The organism is Luteimonas aestuarii (assembly GCF_004357985.1).
GTDB lineage: Bacteria > Pseudomonadota > Gammaproteobacteria > Xanthomonadales > Xanthomonadaceae > Luteimonas > Luteimonas aestuarii.
This window is the reverse complement of sequence record NZ_SMTF01000003.1, coordinates 292488-311559: the sequence shown is the minus strand read 5'-3', so window position 1 is coordinate 311559 and position 19072 is coordinate 292488. Positions and strand designations below refer to the sequence as shown.

At 62.9% G+C, this 19072-nt stretch carries 22 protein-coding genes and 1 tRNA gene; 15 read left to right on the top strand and 8 right to left on the bottom strand.

Annotated features, from left to right (window positions below):
• Nucleotides 1-5: 5 nt before the first annotated feature.
• Entirely contained in the window at nt 6-1796 is a 1791-nt protein-coding gene (locus tag E2F46_RS06395; protein ID WP_133321256.1) for an acyl-CoA dehydrogenase C-terminal domain-containing protein, read from the bottom strand.
• Nucleotides 1797-1836: 40 nt separating this feature from the next.
• Nucleotides 1837-2316 carry an LEA/WHy family protein gene (locus E2F46_RS06390; RefSeq protein WP_165967368.1) on the bottom strand — a complete coding sequence of 160 codons (480 nt, stop codon included), beginning with the start codon at nt 2314-2316 and terminating at the stop codon, nt 1837-1839.
• A 409-nt stretch (nt 2317-2725) separates the two neighbouring features.
• On the opposite strand from E2F46_RS06390, the gene E2F46_RS06385 reads away from it, so the two are divergent.
• The 3 genes from E2F46_RS06385 to E2F46_RS06375 all read left to right on the top strand — a co-directional run bounded on the left by E2F46_RS06385 (nt 2726) and on the right by E2F46_RS06375 (nt 4106).
• Nucleotides 2726-3094: a hypothetical protein gene (locus E2F46_RS06385; protein WP_133321254.1), complete on the top strand. Its 369-nt coding sequence runs from the start codon at nt 2726-2728 to the stop codon at nt 3092-3094.
• Nucleotides 3095-3168: 74 nt separating this feature from the next.
• Nucleotides 3169-3244, top strand: a tRNA-Phe gene (locus E2F46_RS06380).
• Nucleotides 3245-3806: 562 nt separating this feature from the next.
• Nucleotides 3807-4106: a hypothetical protein gene (locus E2F46_RS06375; protein ID WP_133321253.1), complete on the top strand. Its 300-nt coding sequence runs from the start codon at nt 3807-3809 to the stop codon at nt 4104-4106.
• 86 nt (nt 4107-4192) lie between these two features.
• Here E2F46_RS06375 and E2F46_RS06370 read toward each other — a convergent pair whose 3' ends face one another.
• Nucleotides 4193-5791 (bottom strand): MobA/MobL family protein, encoded by a 1599-nt coding sequence (locus tag E2F46_RS06370; RefSeq protein WP_133321252.1) that lies wholly within the window; start codon nt 5789-5791, stop codon nt 4193-4195.
• Between the two features lie 235 nt (nt 5792-6026).
• Between E2F46_RS06370 and traD the strand changes: the two genes are divergently transcribed.
• The 3 genes from traD (at nt 6027) to E2F46_RS06355 (ending at nt 8008) form a co-directional block, all read left to right on the top strand.
• A complete protein-coding gene (gene traD / locus E2F46_RS06365; RefSeq protein ID WP_133321251.1) occupies nt 6027-6353 on the top strand; it encodes a conjugal transfer protein TraD in 327 nt (108 codons plus the stop codon).
• Nucleotides 6354-6532: 179 nt separating this feature from the next.
• Nucleotides 6533-7246 carry a hypothetical protein gene (locus E2F46_RS06360; protein WP_133321250.1) on the top strand — a complete coding sequence of 238 codons (714 nt, stop codon included), beginning with the start codon at nt 6533-6535 and terminating at the stop codon, nt 7244-7246.
• Between the two features lie 15 nt (nt 7247-7261).
• On the top strand, nt 7262-8008 hold the full coding sequence (locus tag E2F46_RS06355; RefSeq protein ID WP_133321249.1) for a hypothetical protein: 747 nt from the start codon (nt 7262-7264) through the stop codon (nt 8006-8008).
• Nucleotides 8009-8050: 42 nt separating this feature from the next.
• Here E2F46_RS06355 and E2F46_RS06350 read toward each other — a convergent pair whose 3' ends face one another.
• From E2F46_RS06350 to E2F46_RS06340, 3 genes are read right to left on the bottom strand one after another with little or no spacing between them, the layout of a single operon-like run.
• Entirely contained in the window at nt 8051-8581 is a 531-nt protein-coding gene (locus tag E2F46_RS06350) for a hypothetical protein (protein WP_133321248.1), read from the bottom strand.
• Between the two features lie 36 nt (nt 8582-8617).
• Complete coding sequence (locus E2F46_RS06345) at nt 8618-8926, bottom strand: hypothetical protein (protein WP_133321247.1); 309 nt, start codon at nt 8924-8926, stop codon at nt 8618-8620.
• A gap of 9 nt (nt 8927-8935) precedes the next feature.
• On the bottom strand, nt 8936-9415 hold the full coding sequence (locus E2F46_RS06340) for a hypothetical protein (protein ID WP_133321246.1): 480 nt from the start codon (nt 9413-9415) through the stop codon (nt 8936-8938).
• Nucleotides 9416-9520: 105 nt separating this feature from the next.
• Between E2F46_RS06340 and E2F46_RS06335 the strand changes: the two genes are divergently transcribed.
• Complete coding sequence (locus E2F46_RS06335; protein ID WP_133321245.1) at nt 9521-9865, top strand: helix-turn-helix domain-containing protein; 345 nt, start codon at nt 9521-9523, stop codon at nt 9863-9865.
• Nucleotides 9866-10078: 213 nt separating this feature from the next.
• Entirely contained in the window at nt 10079-10336 is a 258-nt protein-coding gene (locus E2F46_RS06330; protein ID WP_133321244.1) for a hypothetical protein, read from the top strand.
• Here E2F46_RS06330 and E2F46_RS06325 read toward each other — a convergent pair.
• Nucleotides 10319-10588 carry a hypothetical protein gene (locus E2F46_RS06325; protein WP_133321243.1) on the bottom strand — a complete coding sequence of 90 codons (270 nt, stop codon included), beginning with the start codon at nt 10586-10588 and terminating at the stop codon, nt 10319-10321. The genes E2F46_RS06330 and E2F46_RS06325 overlap by 18 nt on opposite strands.
• 391 nt (nt 10589-10979) lie before the next feature.
• A complete protein-coding gene (locus E2F46_RS06320) occupies nt 10980-11441 on the bottom strand; it encodes a JAB domain-containing protein (RefSeq protein WP_133321242.1) in 462 nt (153 codons plus the stop codon).
• A gap of 538 nt (nt 11442-11979) precedes the next feature.
• Here E2F46_RS06320 and E2F46_RS17435 point away from each other — a divergent pair.
• The 7 genes from E2F46_RS17435 to lexA all read left to right on the top strand — a co-directional run bounded on the left by E2F46_RS17435 (nt 11980) and on the right by lexA (nt 19070).
• Complete coding sequence (locus E2F46_RS17435; RefSeq protein ID WP_165967367.1) at nt 11980-12585, top strand: endonuclease; 606 nt, start codon at nt 11980-11982, stop codon at nt 12583-12585.
• Between the two features lie 133 nt (nt 12586-12718).
• Nucleotides 12719-14398 carry an Eco57I restriction-modification methylase domain-containing protein gene (locus E2F46_RS06310; RefSeq protein ID WP_133321240.1) on the top strand — a complete coding sequence of 560 codons (1680 nt, stop codon included), beginning with the start codon at nt 12719-12721 and terminating at the stop codon, nt 14396-14398.
• A 12-nt stretch (nt 14399-14410) separates the two neighbouring features.
• The gene (locus tag E2F46_RS06305; protein WP_133321239.1) at nt 14411-15151 is read left to right on the top strand and encodes a PaeR7I family type II restriction endonuclease; all 741 of its coding nucleotides are present in this window, start codon (nt 14411-14413) and stop codon (nt 15149-15151) included.
• Between the two features lie 197 nt (nt 15152-15348).
• Nucleotides 15349-15933 (top strand): Cap15 family cyclic dinucleotide receptor domain-containing protein, encoded by a 585-nt coding sequence (locus E2F46_RS06300; RefSeq protein WP_243720328.1) that lies wholly within the window; start codon nt 15349-15351, stop codon nt 15931-15933.
• Nucleotides 15934-16013: 80 nt separating this feature from the next.
• Nucleotides 16014-17057 carry a nucleotidyltransferase family protein gene (locus E2F46_RS06295; RefSeq protein ID WP_207949531.1) on the top strand — a complete coding sequence of 348 codons (1044 nt, stop codon included), beginning with the start codon at nt 16014-16016 and terminating at the stop codon, nt 17055-17057.
• A gap of 282 nt (nt 17058-17339) precedes the next feature.
• A complete protein-coding gene (locus E2F46_RS06290; RefSeq protein WP_133321236.1) occupies nt 17340-18281 on the top strand; it encodes a DUF72 domain-containing protein in 942 nt (313 codons plus the stop codon).
• Between the two features lie 177 nt (nt 18282-18458).
• Nucleotides 18459-19070: a transcriptional repressor LexA gene (gene lexA / locus E2F46_RS06285; RefSeq protein ID WP_133321235.1), complete on the top strand. Its 612-nt coding sequence runs from the start codon at nt 18459-18461 to the stop codon at nt 19068-19070.
• Nucleotides 19071-19072 lie beyond the last annotated feature (2 nt).

Sequence of the window (19072 nt, the reverse complement as noted above, 5' to 3'; positions counted from 1 at the left end):
ACCGCTCAGGCGTCGAAGGCATCCTCATCCAACGCCAGCAGCGAACCGGGGCCGGCGTCCACCGCCGCCTTGTGGGCCAGCGTGCGCGGCAGGATGCGCGCGAAGTAGAAGCGTGCGGTCTCGCGCTTGGCGTCCTTGAACGCCTGCGACTGCGACGATGCCTCGGCCGCGGCCACGCTGCGCGCCCACCAGTAGGCCAGCGCCACGTAGCCGGAATAGAACAGGTAGTCGTGCGCGGCCGCGCCGACCTCCTCGGGGTTGGCCATGGCGCGCTTGCCGACGGCCAGTGTCAGCGCCTGCCATTCGCCGGCCTTCTCCCGCAGCGGTGCGATGAACTCCTCCAGCGCGGCATCGCCGGCATGCTCGGCGCAGAACGCCTGCACCATGCCCAGGAACACCTTCAGCCCGGCTCCCTGCAGTTGCATGATCTTGCGGCCCATCAGGTCCAGCGCCTGGATGCCGGTGGTACCTTCGTACAGCGTGGTGATACGTGCATCGCGCGCCAGCTGCTCCATGCCGTGTTCGCGGATGTAGCCATGCCCGCCGAAGCACTGCAGTGCGTGGTAGGTGCACTCCACGCCCCATTCGGTCAGGCAGGCCTTGACGATGGGCGTGAGGAAGCCGACCAGGTCGTCGGCGGCCTTGCGCTCGTCTTCGGTCGCGCCGTGGTCGGCGATGTCGATCTGCAGGCCGGCGTGGTAGGCCAGTACGCGCCCGCCTTCGGTCAGCGCCTTGCAGGTCAGCAGCATGCGGCGCACGTCGGGCTGCACGATGATCGGGTCGGCCGGCTTGTCCGGGAACCTGGCACCCGACAGCGCACGCGACTGCAGCCGCTCGCGCGCATAGCGCAGCGCGTTCTGGTAGGCGCGGTCGGCCAGGCCCAGGCCCTGCAGGCCCACGCCGAGGCGCGCGGTGTTCATCATCGTAAACATCGCCATCAGGCCCTTGTGCGGCTGGCCGATCAGGTAGCCCTGCGCGCCGTCGAAGTTCATCACGCAGGTGGCCGAGGCGTGGATGCCCATCTTGTGCTCCACCGCGCCGCAGCGCAGCGTGTTGCGCTCGCCCATGCTGCCGTCGCGCGCCACCTTGAACTTCGGCACCAGGAACAGCGAGATGCCCTTGCTGCCTGCGGGGGCATCGGGCAGGCGCGCAAGCACCAGGTGCACGATGTTGTCGGTGAGGTCGTGCTCGCCGGCAGTGATGAAGATCTTGGTGCCACTGATGGCATGGGTGCCGTCGTCGCGCGGCTCGGCCCTGGTGCGCAGCAGGCCGAGATCGGTGCCGCAGTGCGGTTCGGTCAGGCACATGGTGCCGGTCCATTCGCCCGACACCAGCTTCGTCAGGAACACCTCGCGCTGCCACGCTTCGCCATGCAGGCGCAGCGCGTTGGCGGCACCGTGCGAGAGCAGCGGGAAGTTGCCCCATGCCAGGTTGGCCGCGTCGATCATTTCCTCCAGCGGCATGCCCAGCACGTGCGGCAGGCCAAGGCCACCGTACTCCACCGGTGCGCCCAGCGCGCCCCAGCCGCCTTCGGCGAACTGCGCGTAGGCCTGCCTGAAGCCGGGCGGGGTGGTGACGTCGCCGCTCGCCTTGTCGTGGGTCACGCCATGCTCGTCGCCGATCGCGTTCAGGGGCGCCAGCACGGTTTCGCAAAAGCGCGCGGACTCGTCCAGCACCGCATCGACGGTCTCGCGGCCAGCCTCTTCGAAGCCCAGTTGCCGGAAGCGGGTTTCGGCATCCAGCACGTCGTAGAGGGCGAAGCGGATGTCGCGCAGCGGGGCCTTGTACTGGCTCATGGAAGCGTCCGTGGAAAGTCGAAAGGGAAAATGGAATGCATCAACGCAGCACGCCCGGCAAGCCGGGTACGGGACTGAGCGGACTTTCGCGCTTGAAGGTGTAGTCGCGGCCGCGGCCGCGGTCTTCCGGCATGGCGGTGATGGTGCCTTCGATGGCGTAGCGGATGCCGCGGCCGGAGGCCAGCGCGTCGGCCATGACGATGCGTGCGTTCGACGACGGCGAGAACGCCACTGTCACCACGTCGGCCGATTCGCCGCCGATGCCGATGCCGGGCGCCACGTCCAGCGTGCCTGCGGACTCGTCGCCCACCTTCATTTCGAAGCGTGCGCGATCGAAACGCATCGGGATGCTGCTGTAGTTCTGCAGGCGCAGCTCCACCGACCAGGTGCCGTCGGCCTGCACGGTGAGCTGCTGGATGCTGGCCGCCGGCTCCGACACCCGGCGCGGCACGCCGCCGCTGGAACACGCGGCGAGCAGGGCGACCAGCACACACGACACGATCCAGTAGGACGACTTCACGACAGGCGCTCCAGTGCTCCGCGGCGGGCCTTGGAGTGTAGCCGGTGCCCATGCCGGTGCGTATGGCGCGGACCCGGAGCGGTGCATTGGTGTTCAAGCGGCGACAGGGTGCGGGCATCGCGGCGCCATGGCGACCCGTCAAGCCGTGCGGCCGCGTGGCAGCCGTGCAATCTGCAGGCACCGTCACCCTGCAATACGCCCGCGCTGCCGCCGGGTCCCGACCACCGGGTGAGCCAATGGCAGCGTCATCCCCGCCAAGGCGGGAACCCGAGGACGTTGCGTCACACGCATCGAAACCACCATGCCCTGCACGTTCGCATCCAACGCTAGTGCCATTGCTCGACCCGAACGGCGCAGGCTGCGCAGGCCGAAATCCGCCCATGCGGCGGATGTCTCTTGGAGTCGTGCCATGGCTGCATCGCAATCGTCCCGCGCCGCCGATCCGTTCGCGCTGCGCAACCTCTGGCTGGCGGGCCTTGGCCTGGCCGGCATTGCCCGCCGCGCATCCGGCCGCGTGGCCCGCGGTGCCATCGACGGCGCTTGCCGCCTTCGTAGCGATACCGTCGGCCTGGCCACCGACACCCGCGACGTCGCGCGCGGCATCGCCCTCACCATTGCCGAGCGCGCCCAGCCGCTGGCTGCCGCTCGCATCGCGCGGGCCAAGGGTGCCCTCAACGCCGTGCTGGCGCAGGCCGCGTGCCTCACCCCTCGCCGCGTGCCGACGGAAGGCCGGCGCCGCCGCCAACCCGTCCGCAAGCGCAAGGCGTCGGCCCGCTGACCACGCAGCGGCTTGCCCACGGCCGCGCTGGTACGTATCATGCCGGGCTCGCACGGCCCAGCGCCGCAGCGCATGGCCGGGTAGCTCAGTTGGTAGAGCAGGGGATTGAAAATCCCCGTGTCGGGGGTTCGATTCCCTCCCCGGCCACCATCGAAAGATGGATTTTATGGCTGAATTTAAGGGGTTTCGCGAAAGCGAAGCCCCTTTTCATTTCGGGCCACGAGCCGCTGAACTGAGTGCATGGCTCCGGGAAGGCTCCGGCGACAAGCCAGGGGCCTCGTTTGGCTTAGCCCGACTTCTTCCTGCCGCGGATCGACCTTCACCGCTGACTGGGTTGCAGCCCGGACCGGGTTACACGCGACGCCGCCCGTCTCTCAATTCAATGCCAAGTCCATGGCACTGTCCCACTGCTTCTTGATCTCGAAGTCGGCGCAGCCGGCGAACCTGGATGAGATCAGGGCGCTGGTGGGGACGGCCGAGCCCTTGGCATCGGAGGTGGAGCTTCAGGCGCTCATTCGGAGCCTTAAGGACACATAGCGCAGCTGGCGGCGTCGGCACCGTTCCGTCAAGGGCAGGGCCGGGCGTGAACGCCTAGGCCAGCGAAAATTTTGAGAAACGTCGAGGAAAGTGAGACCGACGTGCACTTTTCCAACTTGCGTTCAACGCAAATACTGGTTGGATGCCCGCTCCCCCAACGCGTGAGGAGCGCAGCATGTCGCAAGAGAGTCTGCAGTTGAGAATAGCCACCCGCCTACTGGCGGCGATCATCAGTCAAGACAGAAACCGGGAGCTTTCGGACCGTGTAAAGGACATCAGGCATTCGATTGAAGTTGCGAATGAGCTGATCAGGCAGTCAGACACCGTCCCTCCAGTTGGTGAACTGACGCACGATCCCAAGCCGAAAACTCGTGAGGCTGTGATCCGTCGCGAGACGGCACCGTTGAGCGAACTGCTTTCGGACAGGCGCGGCCCGGCGCCATCGAGAAAGGGCCCAGGCCCAACCTTCCACTGAGGCGTCATCGTCTCGCCTTGCGCAGGTGCTACAGGGGGACCCGCGCACGAATGCCTCGGCTTGCCGAGGCATTTTTTCATTGGACCTTAGCCCGCGCAGGGGCGAGGTCTGCTCTTGGACGTCTGAAGCGATGCGGCGCCTTGGGAGGCGGGGGCGGTCATAGGGGCGTCCGGATGGCGTTTCTCTTCGCGATCGGCGTCGACCGGGTAGCGTTCCAGCATCCGCGAGCTCCAACTCTCCAGCGCCTCACCGCTAGCAAGCGCCTTGCGGTCATAAGACTCCTGGGCAGCGGGGCCAGTAGCCTCGCGGGCTCGCCTGAAGGTGTCTTGGCACACTTGGACGGCGCGAAGCCGACGGGCACGGCGACGCGACCACTCCTGTCGGCTCAGCTGCCCGGGCTGCGGATATTCGCTATCGAAGCGCTCCAACGAGAGCTCAGCCTGGGCGAGGGCGTGACTGGCGCGCTCCTCGGCCCTGAGGCGACGCTGGAAGCGAAGGGCATCGCGCTTCACCTGGCGGATCAGGTCCAGGAAGTTGCGCGCGTCTGCGCGGAACAGGGCGCTGTGAAGATAGTTTGCCAGCCGATCCGCCTGGTGCCGGAGGAGCGTGCTGGTGGCCTTGAACGATAGCGAAATGGTCTTGAAGAAGCCTTCGCCCCACAGCGAGGTTGCGTCGCTGAGGACTTGTCTGGTCGCATCGGCGGGCATGTGGTCGGAGCGACCAGCCGCGGTCCCCAGGGCGGGGGTGTGTGTTGGGTAGAACCGGATATGGGAGTTCGGGTCGCCGGCGGTCAGCGCCTCCGGAAGCCGGAAGCCGGTCCGGGGTTCGTCGTTCTCGTCCTCTGACCACTGTGCGCCGCTGAACGCGTCCTCTTGGGTGGCGAGGGTCGCTGGAACCCCAAGCTCCCGCAGGGCTGCCTCGAACCCCTGTTCGTTCTCACTGCGGATCCGCAGGTTGGCCTGAGTGCGCTCACACTCTGCGCCCCTGCGGTGAAGTGCGGTGGCGTTCTTGCCCATGTGCTGTGTGGGCTGGCGCGAAAGTGCAATGGCTCCAGCGAGGTCGCCGTTATCCAACGCGGCCTGGCCTTGCTCCTTGAGGCTGCGATGGTCAACGCGACAGTCGATACCGGCGGCGGCGAGCTTCTCGTTGATGACGGTCGCCACCATGGAACGTATCCACTCCACCTCGCCACGCCCAGATGGCCCGCCATCGAGCTCCCGGGTCTTGGCGGCCAGGCCATCGGGCCCAATGCGCCGGGTCGTGGCCAGTAGGTGCGCGTGATAGTTCAAGCCGTCAGCCGTTTGTGGCTCGTGGATGCTCGCCATCACTGCGAACCCATAGCGTTCGACCAGTGAGCGAGCGATCTGCGCTGTCAGCTCGGAGCGCTGCGCATCGTCAAGCTCGTGGGGCAGGGCGATCTCGAATTCCCGAGCCACGGTCGCATCCTTCCTTCTCTCCGCATTCTCAGCAGCCGGCCAGAGGAGCGTGGGATCGAGTGACCAGTCGGGCGCATGGTCGGGGACGACGCATCGCGTCTCGACGACGCCGCCTCGTCGCCGGTAGTCGTGCTTGGCACCCGTGCGGGTATCGACGATCAGCAGGCCTGCGCGATAGGCAGCCGCGGCCGTGGATGCGTGCCCCTGGGCGCGACCAAAGGTTTTCACTCGTGTGTGGTAGATGGCCATCGACAGTGCTCCAAAAGTAGCCCCTGACTGTCTGTTATGCCTTGGCTTTTGCGTTTGGCAAGCGGCTCGGAATGGGGTCCAGGGGCGAAGCCCTTGGCGCACGCGTTGGCCTACGGTCAATGCCTAAGTGCGCTCTTGCACTTGCTCCATGCATTGGCTCTTTGCGCTTGATTTTGCCCTTGACGCGGCGCAGGCCGATGCTTCGATGTGAGGGTCATCAAACGGAGGAAGCACCATGGGAAATAGCACGCGGCTCTACGATCAGATCAACCAGGCCACGACGCGGCTCGCACAGCTGAAAGCACGCGAGCTCATGGCGGCGCAGCGCGAAGCTGCGCGGCACCGCGAAACCGCCAGGCGCAACGAGGCGCTGCGACGCAGCCAACTCGGAGCGCTCGTGTTTGCGGCAGGGTGCGAGGAACTGCCGGATGGAGAGATCGTCGCAGCGCTACTGAACTACGTCGCGGGTCATCCGGATGCGGAAGGCCGTGCGCGAGCTCGTGTGAGGGGCGATGCGCATCTAGCCGCGCTTGCGGCTGGTTGCGTGCTCCGGAAGCACTAAGGGACACGACATGGGTGAGGTCTGGGCCTTCTGGCATAATGGTCGGATCGGCATCGGATGTCCCTGAACGGCCGTGGCTCCGCCCCGTGATATGACTTTGCGAGGTTGCGTCCCGCTCCAGTTGTGTTTTGATGAAGCGTCTTGGCTGCGCACCCCAATCCTGACATTCGCTCCCAGGCATGACTTCCGTCCCTGAACGTCTTCAATCTGCGATCTTGGCCGTCTTGGCCGAGGCGAAAGCGTTGAACATTCGCCTCAACCGGACGGCGCTGTTCAAGTTCGTATACCTATTGGACTGCCTGCACGCCGAAAGCCACAACGGAAGCACGGCCAGCGAGGCCAAGTGGTATTTCCATCATTTCGGACCTTTTGCGGTCGATCTGGCCGAGGGGCTAGATGCATTGACTGCCCTAGGGATCATTCAGTCGCATGATGGGAGCTTCAAGGGGAAGGACTTCACGCAGTATTGGCTCGGTGAGCATCCGATTGGTCCAACGTTGACCGATGCTGGGCTCCGCGGCAGCCAAGCTCTGCGCTTCTCGCAGTGGCTTCGGGCTTTCGCTGGGGACATGAGCAAGCTGTTAGACCACGTTTACTTCGATACATTGCCAATGTCGAACGCCGTTCCGGGCCAGAGTCTAGATTTTAAAGAACTCGCTCAGGAAGCGCCTGTAGGACGGCGCCCACACACCCACATTAAGGATCAGGGAAAGATACTTCGAGTTGCGCAGTTGCAGGAGAAATTGAAGCAACGCTTCCTTGCTCGGCCTACGGAGAATCTCGTCGAGACGATCCATCGGCCCATCTACGATGATGTGTATCGAGACGCGATGGCGATGGTGGATGACGGCGAGACCATCGACGACCCCATCGCCTTCAATGCCTCGATCTGACAAGGAGATGTCGTCATGGGCTGGGGCAACGGAACTGACATTCACCAAGTGCTCCCCCCATACGATCTGACGCATCGTCCATCGACTGACGGTCCCGCAGAAGTCGGGCAAATCGTGTGCACTGTGGTTCCGGAGTTTGGGCATCCCCTCATGGTGTTTGATGCTCAACGGTCCGATCAGATTGCTCACGGTTCCGTTTCAGGAGCCATCCGCACCTTGGATCACCGGTGTGACTACCGTCCCAAGCCAGAAAGGCTTCCGGTATTCAAGATCGGCCTTGGTGAATGTGAGGAGCTCTTGGCGATCCGCTCGAAAATGCGACCCTGCGTCGTGCTGGCCATAGCCGAGGGCATCCCCGACAAGCATTTGCCTGGCACGGAAGTGAACATCGCACGTCCCGCGTTCCAGCGGAGTTCCTTTCTGGTAGCCCCAGCGTATTCGGTTTCCACCCACCGCGATCGCAGGGCCATTGTGCCGACAATCGCGGCCCGTGCCGAATGCCTGATGTATCCCAATCTGATGCTGTTGCCCACCAGCGGCGGGTATTTGCCGCACGAGAGCGTTGTCAGGCTGGATCGCGCGTTCTGGACGACACTTCCACCTCCTACCGAGCTCTACCAGCTATCGTTAAGCGTTGAACGACGAGCCATTATGGCCAATCAGTGGCGGGTGATGCGGGGCGAAACTCCTGACGCCGACTACGTTGAAATGGTCGAATTGCTTCGCGAGGAGCTTGCCGAAGCACATCGCATCCCGCAATGAAGTCTCCGAAGCCTGACGCGACCGTGCGCCCGTTCGTTCCGTCTACCGAATTGTCTTGAGCCCGCTCCAAGCTTTCAGTCGGGCGAACCACTCGTCTCGTTCGGCGGCATTTTGCTCGCTGCCTCGGCGCCTGCTGTCTGAGTGGCGCGCGAAGACCACATGCATCATGGGCACTTTGAGATCGCGCAGCTGGAATTCGATCCTCTGGCTCGTCACATAGTTCCGGAAATCGGAAGCGGTGCGCATGCCCAGCACGTGGTCCCTGTCCAAGTAGCGCTCGCCGCGCACCGGATCACGGATCCATACTTTGTCGCGCTTAAAGTCCATCGCAATGTGCTCATGGGCAACATCCACACTGAACTGCGCAGGGTCATGCTTCTTCTGCTTCGGCGGTCGGCGTCGGAAGATCAGCGGCAGGATCCACAGCAGCAGGATCGGCCAGAACACGAACTGACCGACGGCCACGAAGATGATCAGCGAGTCCTCCAAGGTGTTGAACTCGGTGAGAGCGAAATAGCCGATCCCACCGACGGCCACCAGCGTGATCGCCCAGCGGAACAGCTTGAACAGCATCCACATAGTTGTCCTTCGGGCCCTTGGCCCGGTTGGTTACTGCGCGCCCACGACGGTCCAGCGGCCGCCCACCTGGTCGAAGACGAAGGTGCCGGTGAGCGTCTCGCGCTGCGTGCGGCCGCCCATGTTGAAAGCCGCGCGCCCGGACACTGAGCATGCGTGGCCGGGTCCGCCCTGAACCTTGGCGCAGGCGCCGACCTCAAGCCCTTCGAATGTCGGGCGAATTCCGGCGCCTTGCTCGAAGTGGTTGGCCAGCGCCTGCTCCACATCGGACTTGCCGGGGCCGCCGCCGGAACACCCGGCAATCGTTGCGGTCAGGGCGATGGATACGATCATCTTCTTCATGCTGAGCTCCTATTGGATGAGAACGCAGTGGCCACCACTGGCTGGGGCGTCTCCCGCCAGCACCTCGCTTTCGATCACGTTGCCGGCGGCATCGAGCACGACGACGGCCTGGCTGGGCGTGGCGCTTGCGTCGCCCTCCCGCTCCAGCAGGTAGGCCAGCGCCACCCGGCCACCTGCGTCATAGGCGGTGCCGAAGCGGATCAGGCCCGTCAGCTGGGCAGGGATGGCCAATGTCCTGCCGTTGAGGGTCATCGCCGTGGTGTAGCGCGGCCCTTCGGCCTGATCGATGAGGCCGATCGAGGTGTGGATCGGACCGGTAGGCTCGGTCGATTGGTGGGTGGTGCTCCAGGTAAAGTCCAAACGCACGACCTCGGCGGACGCTCCAGACAGCTCTCCCCGCTCGATCCGGCACGACAGGGGCTCGTCAGCGTTGGCGGCGCCAATCATTGCTGCCAAGCCGATCGCGCCGGCAATCCTCATCCCGTTCATTCGTCCTCCTTGGTCGTCTCGGTCAGCCTATTTGCGTTTAACGCAAATGACTGGGTAGACTCTGCCGGTCAGAATTCGTGGAGTCAACGTCTTTGTTGCTCCCCGATGCCCGCTGCCCTACCTACCGCCACCGCCCTCGGACGACGCCTGCGCGCGGCCCGATTGGCCAAGGGATGGACACAAGCCCAGTTGGGGGAGCTGCTGCTGGAGTCGGACGACCCCAACACGGCTGCTCCGAGGATCAGCCGCTACGAGCGCGGGATGCACACGCCTGACCTCGACACCATCGAACGCCTAGCGAAGCTGCTGGATCTGCCAGCGGCCTACTTCGTGGCGAATTCGGAAGTCGTGGCTGAGGCGATCCTGGTGATCTCGCAGATGAGCCCGCGGAAGCAGAAAGAGGCGTTGAGTCTTATCAAGCAGCTGGCTGCCGAACGCAGAACGGAATAGCACTCCGTCTGTATTCACTTCAAGGGAACTGACATGACAACAAACTGCTTGGCACAGGTTAGATCCTGCTGGCCGTGGCCAATTCCTGCCAACATCGAAGCTTGGATATCAGTTCGATGTAATGCGGGCGTGCCGCCGTGGGTAATCTGGTTCGTGGTGGTCGGAATGCTTCGCCGGCCGTCCGCGCCCACGCCGGCTCATGAGCTGAGGGAGATGGCTAGGTTGTTGAGGTTTATCGAGGATAATCCAGAAGCCGCAGAAGCGATGGTGGAAACGCGGAACAAACCGATTGATCTTGATCAGTGGAAAATATTGCTCGATGAGGCAGTCAAACTATGGCCCGAGGGGGATGAGGAATTCGTGCTCGCTCTCCACGAAGGATTTCTCGCAGGCCTGACGGTGAAAGGCTTGAAAGAATGGATCGAGGCCTATCGAAGAGGGCCAGCAAGCTCATTACCAATTCCCGATTGACGAGTCTTCACTGGAAGCCATGTTCTTCAGCTTCCAGAGGTAGGGCGGTCCGATCCGAGCGTCCGGATGTGTTGTTTTGTAGTCCAACAGGGCCTGCAGCAGTGCCCTATTTTCTTCGGGCAGTAAGCGAAGCTCATGGATGTCGACCGGATATTCTTTTGCATATCCGAGGCAATTCAAAGAAATTCGAGCGAACAAGCGACGACCGCGCTTGACTTCCAAAGCGTGCTCACAGAAGCGGTGCGGATGCATCTCTAACCTTCCTCTGGAACAGTTGCCGGCTCTGGCAGCGGTCGGTCTGGAACAAGAGCGATTAGACCCCCGCAGAGCCGCTCGGGCCAGGATGACCATGTCTCCGGATGGATTGCGCACCACGAAAGCAATCCACGAGCCATAACCTTGCTTTCCTGACGCAGTAGGGACAGTTCCGAAAGATCGACTGGAAACCGTTCGTGATCGTGCATCACATTCAGCCCAATTCGGGCCAGAAGAGCCCGGTCCATCGGATGGCACCGATGGCTGACATATCCGGCGAAATCGAACGGGTGAATCATGAGGACTCAGGACGGTAAAGGTGCCTGACCCTAACTCCACCTGATTTGTTGTCAACCAAGGTGATACTGACCGCGGCAGAGCTGGGTCGTCAGACCCAGCCCCGTGCCGCTAGGCTCGTGAAGCCTTCGGCGCTGACGACCAAGTGGTCCAGAAGTCGAATGTCGACGAGCGCCAACGCTTGCTTGATCTGGGCGGTCACCGCCCGGTCCGCGGCCGACGGCTCCAGGTTGCCCGACGGGTGGTTGTGGAAGGCCACTACCGCAGCCGCGTTGAGGAGCAGGCCACGTCGGACGACTTCACGGGGATGGACCTCGGCGCCATCGATGGTGCCGAAGAAGAGATCTTCGCAGGAGAGGATCCGATGCCGGGTATCCAAGTAGAGGCATCCGAAGACCTCGCGCTCCAAGTGGCCACAGTGGGCTCGCAGGTAGCTGCCAGCGACCGAGGGTTCAGAGATGGCGCCCAGGCGCTTCAGGCGACGCTCGTGGATGGCTTCGGCGGCGGCCAGGATTTCTTCGTCGGTCGGGGTGGCCTTGATTTTGGTGCTCATCGTCTGTCTCCCAGAGGCGACATGCCTCGTGGGGATCCGCTGCGCGAGCCATCGGCCTGACTGACACCCGCAAGCGAGCACGCGCCAGCGCGCACAGCGTGGGCCGGAACGTATGTGGAGGAGGGCCTGCCCCTTGTCCGGCAGGCAGGTGAGCCAAGGTCCCACTGAGAGGCAAAGCCATCTGGGAAACCCGGTAGGACACTCAGGACACTGCCCCCAACAGCCCATGGCCGCCGCGCCCCCGGAAGGTCGTGGAGAGAGAAAGGGGCTCCGCTATTGTCAGCTCTGCGGGGGCCTGGGCTCGTCGCTGGCTACGGCGAGGCGGCGGACAGCGCTACCGAGCCACCAAAGGAGGCGAACCACCATGGGTTGGTATCGGTTGGCTGTGCCGGGGCTGTGTGTGCTGCTTGCCGCGTGCTCCCATGTGAACCAGCGCGAACTCCCTCCGGGACCACAACGAGACGAGCTCGCCACGATGTCCGCTGGGGCGGCGGACATGGAGGCGCCTGTCCGGCCGCGTGGATGGACAAAGGACTACTTGAAGAACGCTGACCGCTTCCTGGCGGATGTCTACGAGGCGCACCCCTTCGAGGTCTTCTGCGGCTGCGAGGTCGATGTCAGGACGAAGGTGATCGACCTGGATCGCTGCGGCTTCGAGCCGCAGAACCCTAGCTCCGCGACCAATACCAGGATGCAGTGGGAGCACGTATTTCCGAAGAGCTGGGTGGCAGCGGCCATGGGCTGCGGGACCCGCACCGAGTGCCTACGGGATCAGCAATATGTCGACGCGGAGACGGACCTCTACAACCTGGTGCCAGGCATCGGGTCGCTCAACGCAACGCGCGGCGATCGCTGGCTTTGGGAAATCCCGGGCGAGGAACGGCGCTACGGGCGCTGCGACTTCGAGCGCGCGACGGTCGCTGGCGAGACCGTGATTGAGCCACCTGACGCACACAAGGGCAATGTGGCGCGGATCATCCTCTACTACATCGAGCAGTATGGGCTCGACATCGACGACCAGGCGATCGCCCTCTATCTCGAATGGCACGCAGCAGATCCGGTCGATGCGGACGAGTTCCAGCGCGCCGAGATGATCCGGTCAATCGTGGGGCACGCGAACCCGTGGGTGACGGGGGATAGGTAGGAACAGGTGACTGGTGCCCCGGTTAGGGCTGGCTGGTCGCAAACGCCGCGACCGGCTAATGTTCACATGTTGAACCACTTTCCCAGAGTAGCCCCTCTTGAATCTTGACCGTGCGACCCCCGCAAGCTCTTCAATGGACGGGAGCGACCCCGGCCGACAGCTCTCTACTGCCAGCGCCGACGAGCGCGGGGCGGTCTTCACTCGTCGGGAAGTCGTCGACTTCATCCTGGACCTAGTCGGCTATACGGAGGAACGGGACCTGGCACAGGTCGCGCTACTGGAACCCTCTGCCGGGCACGCGGACTTCCTGCTCCCCATCATTGGGCGACTGGTGCGCTCCTACGTGAGCCACGGGGGTGATCTCACCGACGCCGCCCTTGAACTGGGTCGGACCATTCGCGCCTACGAGGTGCATAGTCCAAGCTTGGACACCGCGCGGGCTGCGGTCGTCTCAGAGCTGGTGCGCCTTGGCGTGCGTCAGGACGCAGCGGAGGCCTTGGGGCGGGAGTGGCTTGTGTGTGCCGACTTTCTGCTGGCCCCGCTGCCCCATGCGTTCGATGTGGTAGTCGGCAACCCGCCCTACGTCCGACAGGAACTGATCCCCGATGGGTTGCTTCGGCTCTATCGCGGTCGGTTCAAGACGCTTTTTGACCGCGCCGACCTCTACATCCCTTTCTACGAGCGCTGCCTGGACGCACTCTCACCAAGCGGCGTCCTGGGGTTCATTTGCACCGATCGATGGACCAAGAACAAGTATGGCGGTCCTCTTCGGGCCATGGTATCCGAGCAATTTTCGTTGACCCACTTCGTTGACCTCGTGGATACCCCCGCTTTTTTGTCGGATGTCATGACCTACCCGGCGATCACCGTGATCGCGCGGACGAAGGCGAAGTCGAAGCCGCGGCCCACGCGGATTGCATACCGCCCCGATATCAGCGCTGAGGTGCTTGGTTCCCTGGCGAGGGCGATGACGGCGGCAAAACTCGGCACCGCTGCCGGCGTGGTCGAGATGGCAGGGGTGGTCAGTGGACCAGAGCCTTGGATCCTGCATCAACCTGACCGGTTGGCGCTGGTGCGTCGCCTTGAGGAGACACTGCCAACATTGGAAGAATGTGGCTGCAAAGTCGGCATTGGGGTCGCCACAGGAAATGATGGGGTTTACATCGGTCCGATGGATGACCTCGACGTCGAGCCCTCGCGAAAATTGCCCTTGGTGCGCACCCAGGACCTTCTGGGCGGAGCCGTCCAATGGCGCGGGAAGGGCGTTCTCAATCCTTTCGAAGATGACGGCCGCGTGGTCGATCTAGCCCATTACCCGCGTTTGGCGGCCTACCTGGACACGCATGCTGGCGCCATCAAGGCGCGCCATGTGGCCAAGAAGAATCCGGACCGGTGGTTTCGCACAATCGACCGGATCTATCCGGCGCTCGCCGAGACGCCCAAGCTTCTGGTTCCGGACATCAAAGGCGATGCCCACATCGTCTACGAGGAAGGCAAGCTCTATCCCCACCACAACCTCTACTTCATTACCTCCGAGCAATGGGATCTGCGCGCCTTGCAAGCCGTTCTGATGTCCGGCGTGGCGCGGCTGTTCGTGGGGACTTATTCGACGACCATGCGCGGCGGCTTCTTGCGCTTCCAGGCGCAGTATTTGCGTCGTATCCGCGTGCCGCAGTGGGAGGATGTGTCCCCGCCGCTGCGGCAAGCGCTCCGCGAGGCGGCCATCGGCGGCGACCGTGAGGCGGCCAATCGCGCTACATTTGCGCTTTACGGCCTGAACGAGGCTGAGCGCGCAATCGTTGCCGCAGCCTGAGGGGATGTAAGTATGGGGCTGGATCTCGCCGACTATGACCGCTTGGCGCGCCTTGGCGTTGCACAGTTCTGGGACGGTCGTAGCAGCGCGCTCGAAAACGACGAGGAGCGCAGCCAGGGCGGTGAACGAGCGGCAGTGCTGGGTGGCCGCAACATGGATGGCTTCCTGGCCATGGTCGAGGCTCTCGTCCGTAAGAACGGATTGCAAGAAGCCACGATCTGCATTAGTGGGCGACCTAACCTGACACTTCCGGGCTACTACCGGCCGACCAAGCTATGGGACGTGCTGGTCTTCGATCGCAAAAAGCTGGTTGCCGCGATTGAGCTAAAGAGCCACGTCGGTCCATCGTTCGGCAACAATTTCAACAACCGCGCCGAGGAAGCCATCGGCACAGCCCATGATCTTTCCACAGCTGTCCGCGAGGGCGCGCTCGGCAATCAACTGCCTCCTTTCACTGGCTGGCTAATCCTTGTGGAAGATTGCGAGAAATCGAGGCGGCCGGTGCGGGACAGCTCGCCGCACTTCCCGGTATTCCCAGAGTTCGAGCGCGCCTCCTATTTGATCCGCTATGAGGTGCTGTGCCGCCGCTTGATCCAGGAGAATCTCTACTCACAGGCCACAGTGATCGCATCGCCCAGGACTGCCCGCGTCGGCGGCGATTACGTAGAGCTTTCGCAGACAACGGGGCTGCGTGCGTTCGCTGCGCGCCTTGCGGGGCACGTTGCCGGGTGGGCTGCTGCTCACCCGCGGTAGGGCATTGGCGCACGAAGTTGCCTGCCTGGACTAAGAAGCGCTAACGCCATCAGTCCAGTGCGGGGCGCCGGATGTTCTGTCATTTGACATAATCAATGCGGTCTTGGGCTGTGAGATAGCTTGCGGTGATCTGATTTGTAGTTGGGGGTTGCATGAGAAGTCACGAGTATGTGCTCCTAGATGGGGTCAGCCGCGCCATGATCGGGCGCTACCTCGGCACGGTCGCAGCAATGATCTCAGCGGGCTTGGTATATTTGATCTTGCGCGCGATCGATCTGGCTGAGCAGTATGGTTTGCCTGCGCATCTCACGCCTTCGGTCATGTCTCTCGTTGGTGCTGGGACCGTCTACTTTGTCCTCTATTGGTTGTTCAACCGAAGCCTTTGGCGACTTCCGCTGATTGGGCGTGCCTTGAAGATTCCAGACCTCCAGGGGCAGTGGATATGCGATGGCACATCATTCCATGCGCCCGGCGCAGACGCGCAGCGGTGGACGGGTGAGATCTCGATTGCCCAGAGTTGGGATCGACTACGTATTCGCCTGAAGACCGATCAGTCGGGGTCTGACAGTGTAGTGGCGGCACTCATGCATGACGAAGCTGGTGGCTTTCGTCTCTTTTACACCTATCGCAACGATCCGAGGATTGACCAGCACGAACTGCGTCATCACATGGGGTTCTGCGACATGCTGATCAGCGAGGATCAGAAGTCTGCTGCGGGAGAGTATTTCAATGGACGTGGTCGATCTACATTCGGCCAGATGGAATGGAGGCGACGCGAATGACGATTGACCAAAGGCTAGCTAGGCTTCGGTCCCGGCGCAAAGGCTCAGATCGATATCGCCGCGTGTCATTCGATCAACAGATGGCGATCCTCAGCAAGCAGCTAACTGCGGAGTCTTACGAGGGCCGGCAACGAGGTAAGCCCCATACGCAATACGCGTTAGGTGCGATGGCGGAGGTCGATGCCGATTACACCAGGATCAGCGTCGAAACGGCGGAGCGAGTTGGCAACCAGCTGGCGCGGAGGTTGCCAGATAGCGGAATTCCGGTGGAGTTTCGTCTGCAGGGCTCTGTGCCCCTGAATGTTCATATTCGGGGCATAAGCGATGTTGACCTCTTGGTGATTGCAACGCGCTCGTTGTTCTACGCGGCTGCTGGCGTTCGCGCACAACGCGGTGAATATACTGCAGCCGCAGTCTCTCCTCTCGCGCTTCTTTCCAGCCTTCGGCGCGAGTCTGAGCAGGCCCTTCAAGCCGCTTATGCCGCTGTCGACGTCGACGTTGATGCCCCCAAAGCAATCAAGCTTGCAGGCGGATCGCTTGCTCGTCCTGTCGACGTCGTCCCGTCGGTGTGGTGGGATACGCTCGAATACCAGCGCACCGGCTCGGAGGTTGAGCGAGGTGTATCAATTTACGATAAGGCTGAACATAGATCGATTGAGAACCTACCGTTTTTGCACATTGCGAAGGTGGCTGAACTCGATGCGCAGGTGTCGGGCGGTCTCCGAAAGGCGATCCGTCTGTGTAAGAATTTGAAGGCGGATCTGGAGGAAGAAGGCAGCTCCGTCGCGCTATCGAGCTATGACATAGCGGGCTTGCTTTGTCACTCAGACCTCGCAACGCTTCGTTCTGGGTGTATATGGGAGCTTGCGGTTCTAGCCGAAGCACAGCGACACTTTGATTGGTGCTACGCCCATCCACATGAGGCGCAGAGGCTCGTTACGCCGGACGGCTCCCGACGCATTCTCGATACTCCAGAAAGGGTCGCAGGCGTCCTTACTCTTTCTGTGGAACTCGATAGGCTGACCAAGCACGTCGCTCGTGAACAGAGCTCGCTGTTGGCTCTCCAGGACTCTCCAGCGCTCACCACCGCCCGCGAGGTTCTAACTCGTTCTGTGGTGCTCTGACCAACTCGCGCCTCGCGGAGTTGAGCTGGAGTAGCGGAGATGACATGGCCCATGGGCACAGCTGCTCTGTAAAATTGCCCCGGCACAGCTTCGGTCCTTGCTCAGGGGACCGGCCTTTCCTGCTGAGCGGCGTCCATTCCTGGCGCAAGGCCATGCTGCCGGGGCATGGCCAGTGTGCGCCGGTCACCCGGGCACGGCAGTCGGGCAACGCCGACCGGTGCTGTAAGGAAACTCCGACATCCCCGGGCCAGTCCGCGGCGCTTTCAGGAGTAGCATTGCCGTATGGGCAAGATACTCGTTGGCACTGCCAGCTGGACCGATCCCAGCCTGATCAAATCCAAGCTCTTCTATCCGAAGGACGCGAAGACGCCTGAGGATCGGCTGCGCTACTACGCCTCGCGCTTCCCGCTGGTCGAGGTCGACAGCAGCTATTACGCGATGCCAAGTGCGAGCAACTCGGAGAAGTGGGTCGAACGCACGCCCGCTGAGTTCGTGTTCAACCTCAAGGCGTTCCGCCTGTTCACCGGCCACCAGACGCCACAGAAGATGCTGCCCAAGGATATCGCCGATGCGCTGCAGCTTCACTTCGTCACCAAGAAGAACCTCTACTACAAGGACACGCCAGCAGAGATCCGCGACGAGCTTTGGCGTCGCTTCGAGATCGCGATCCGGCCGTTGAAGGAGGCGGGCAAGCTCCAGGCTGTGCACTTCCAGTTTCCGCACTGGGTCAAGCCCGCGAAGGGCACCATCGCCCACATCGAGGAGTGTGTGGACCGGCTGTCTGGCTACACACTCGCCGTGGAGTTTCGGTCCATCGGTTGGTTCGATGGGGTCCGTGATGCGGAGACGCTGGATTGGGAGCAGCAGTTGGGCGTTGTCCACGTCGTGGTCGACGAACCCCAGAACATCCCCGACAAGTCGATCCCCCAAGTCTGGGCAACGACCAATCCGCGCTTGGCGATCGTGCGACTGCACGGGCGCAATGAGGAAACCTGGGACATCAAGGGTGCCACTGCGGCATCCGACCGCTTCGACTACGACTATTCGACGGACGAACTCGACGATCTGGCGATACAGATCCGCGAGCTGTCCGATGTCGTGGATGTGCTCCACGTGATCTTCAACAACAACTACGAAGATCAGGGCGTGCGCAACGGCACGACCATGATGGAGCGACTGGGACTGCCCCAGCCCAGGGAGTGGACCGGGCCCGCGGGCAGCTGAGGGCCGGGGGCAGTCGAGCCGCGCAACCTGAACGACCTCGCTGGTTCCACGCCGTCAGCCGGCGGGTGAGCCGTGGGGCCAAAGCGCCTGTTTTTTCTTGGATCTCCATCCCTGAGACCGCGGATGGTTCCACTGCGCTTGGACACGCTCGCCCCCAGTGGTGTAAATATTTCCACTATGGATACGCTCACCGACCGCCAGCAGGCCGTTCTGGACTACCTCCGCCAGCACTTCGCGGAGCACGGTGGTGCGCCGACGATCACGGAGATCGCGCACGCGTTCGGCCTGGCCAGCCCCAACGGGGTGGCCAAGCATCTGGCGGCGCTCGCCGAGAAGGGCTGGATCGAGCTCGCCCCACACAAGGCGCGCGGGATCCGGTTGCTGGGGGTGGGGCGCAAGGCCGCAACGCTTGATCTTCCGCTGGTGGGGCGTGTCGCCGCCGGCATGCCCATCTTCGTGGGCGAGCACATCGAGCGTTCGATTGCCGTGGATCGCACGCTCTTCCGCCCGCGACCGCGCTACCTGCTGCGTGTGCAGGGACAGTCGATGATCGACGCCGGCATCCTCGATGGCGACCTGATTGGTGTTCATCCCACGCCGGACGCAGAACATGGGCAGATCGTCGTTGCGCGATTGGGCGGCGAGGGGCTGACTGTGAAGCGGCTTCACCGCAAGGGCCGCTCGGTGCGTCTGCTTTCATGCAACCCCGGGTTCGCCCCGATTGATCCCGATCCCGTGGAGGACTTCGCCATTGAAGGCCTCTACTGCGGGCTCATCCGAACGGTCTAGCG